The sequence below is a fragment of the Thermoactinomyces sp. CICC 23799 genome (assembly GCF_016055145.1).
In the GTDB taxonomy this organism is placed as follows: Bacteria; Bacillota; Bacilli; order Thermoactinomycetales; family Thermoactinomycetaceae; genus Thermoactinomyces; species Thermoactinomyces intermedius.
In genome coordinates this window covers 1-2,093 of the sequence record NZ_JAECVV010000021.1, presented here as the reverse complement: position 1 = coordinate 2,093, position 2,093 = coordinate 1, and the positions used below count along the sequence as shown (strand labels likewise).

Annotated in this window: 3 protein-coding genes; 2 read left to right on the top strand and 1 reads right to left on the bottom strand. The window is 37.7% G+C overall.

What is annotated here, in order from left to right:
* A partial coding sequence (locus tag I8U21_RS14710; RefSeq protein WP_198054192.1) for a YqiA/YcfP family alpha/beta fold hydrolase occupies positions 1-1,166 on the top strand: 1,166 nt, incomplete at its 5' end.
* A gap of 6 nt (positions 1,167-1,172) precedes the next feature.
* A complete protein-coding gene (locus tag I8U21_RS14705; protein WP_198051032.1) occupies positions 1,173-1,898 on the top strand; it encodes a hypothetical protein in 726 nt (241 codons plus the stop codon).
* Here I8U21_RS14705 and I8U21_RS15080 read toward each other — a convergent pair.
* Positions 1,871-2,093 (bottom strand): hypothetical protein (locus tag I8U21_RS15080; protein WP_232337700.1); only part of this gene is annotated, 223 nt, incomplete at its 5' end. The genes I8U21_RS14705 and I8U21_RS15080 overlap by 28 nt on opposite strands.

Here is a 2,093-nt window from a genome sequence, read left to right as displayed (position 1 = left end):
CATCCGCCACCAAGAAAGCGGCCCAAAAAGCCTGGGATTGGATGACCTCCACAGCAGGCAAAATTACCGGGGGAATTGTCCTTGGAATCACAGCCCTCACCGGTTTGTTGAGCAAATTCGGGCAACCCCTCGCCAGAGGGATCCAATCAGCCTATACAAATTTGAAAAATCTTTTTGCGAGAAAGGGATTGGAAGGACAAAACCTGACAGCCAGTCTGGGGAATGCCGGAATGGCAGCGGGAAACAGCCAATATCCTTATGGAAAGCTGAGTGATTCAAATATTACTGATCAACAATTAGCTTATGCTGCGCAATTGGCATATAAAGATGAAATAAAGCCTCGAGATATATATATGAATTTGGGAAATCAATGGCAAGAGGAAAAGGTGTTATACAAAGATCACATAAGCGGTTTACAAGCTCATGTTTTTAAGAACCCAGAAACTAAAGAAATAATTATTGCATTTAGAGGAACAGAATCAGATCCTTTGACGAAAGATACCACGGTAATTGATGTGGCACAAGACTTATTCGCTGATATTTTTATAGCAAACGGTTTTGATCGTTATAATCCGCAAGCAGTGGAAGCGAGAAAATATGTGGAAAAAATAATAAATGATCCTAAGTATAAGGGATATAATATTGCTTTAACCGGCCACTCCCTTGGAGGCTACTTGGCTTCGGATTGCGGCGCCAGATATAAGATCCCTACGGTAACATTTAATGCAGCCGGGATGAATTTATATGATAATCTCAATATCAGTAAAGTAAGAGAGAAAACATTTGAGCTAATTCAAAAAGTGCCGTTCGTTCCGGAATTTGTCAAGTCGGGAGATCATTACAGAGCGAATATATCAGATCCACAAATTCGGGAGATTGTCGAGAATGAAAAAGTTGGTGCTTATGATGATTTAATAAGGAACTATAGGTATAAGGATGATCTTGTCGGTTCGTTTGGGTATCGTCCTGGGAAAACATATAATATTCTACCGGATGGAAGTGTTGAATTGGCGGAAGATGACAAGGGACTGGATAATAAAATAAATCTCAGTTGGGGCCATAGCATATCGAATTTTACTGGATATGACGATGGTAAAAAAGTAGACACACCCGTTGTGGCTTTGTATGGTGAAGATGGTAATATTGTTCCGAGAGAAAAGGAGTGAGCAGGGATGGGTTGGAGCAAACACTTAATAGCTGTGGTATGTATGTTTGTTTTTTTACTAACCGGTTGCACGGGAGGAGAGGGAGACATGGATCGGGCAGAAGAGAAGGAAATCAAAGAAAAAGCAATTCAGTATATTAAGGATACATATAACAAAGATTTCGAAGTATCCGAGGTAAGTAAAGATTTGTTTACAGGTCAGACATACTCCGTTGAAGGGAATATAAAAGATGATCAAAACACCTCTGTGTTAATTATTATCGAACCCGATGGAATCAGAGATTCGTATGTGGATGAATTATGGACCGAAGAATTAAAACCAACGATAACAACATTAGTTAAAAAGTATTTTGATGTGAGAAAGATTGAGCATTTTGTTTATTCAAATGGAACGGAAAAAGATAAATATAAAGGGGACATTCCTTCTGTTTTTAAAGTGCTGGAAAATGGAGGAGATCCTGATTTTGCATTAAACACCACATTTTGGGTGTATGAACAAAATGGTCAATATGAACAAGGGATCAGAAGCTTTTTAAAGGAGATGAAAGAGTTAAATTTTAACCATATTGGAATGGAGATTTTTGTAGCAAACGACAAACTAAAAACAGCGACAGATAACGAAAAAGAAAATGATTATATTTTATATCGATATAATATATCTATTGATGACATTCAAAAATTAGATATTGATAATCTTGATCTGGATCAATATAAAACGGTAATCAAAGAATAGAGAAACAGGGATGGGCAAGAAAGATATTGGCCCATCCCTAAATTTATGGCTAAGTCAATGGGACAGCGGAATTTATATAATGATCTTAACAATTGTTTGATGATAGGAAGGGAGTAAAAAAGATGAATTTCAAAAGAAGCTGGATTGTTTTCATCCTGTTGTTTGTATACTTGCTGGCAGGATGCACAGGCACGG

Excerpts from the sequence above, each read along its gene's own strand:
- I8U21_RS14705 (WP_198051032.1), top strand. The coding sequence starts at position 1,173 with ATGGGTTGGAGCAAACACTTAATAGCTGTGGTATGTATGTTTGTTTTT.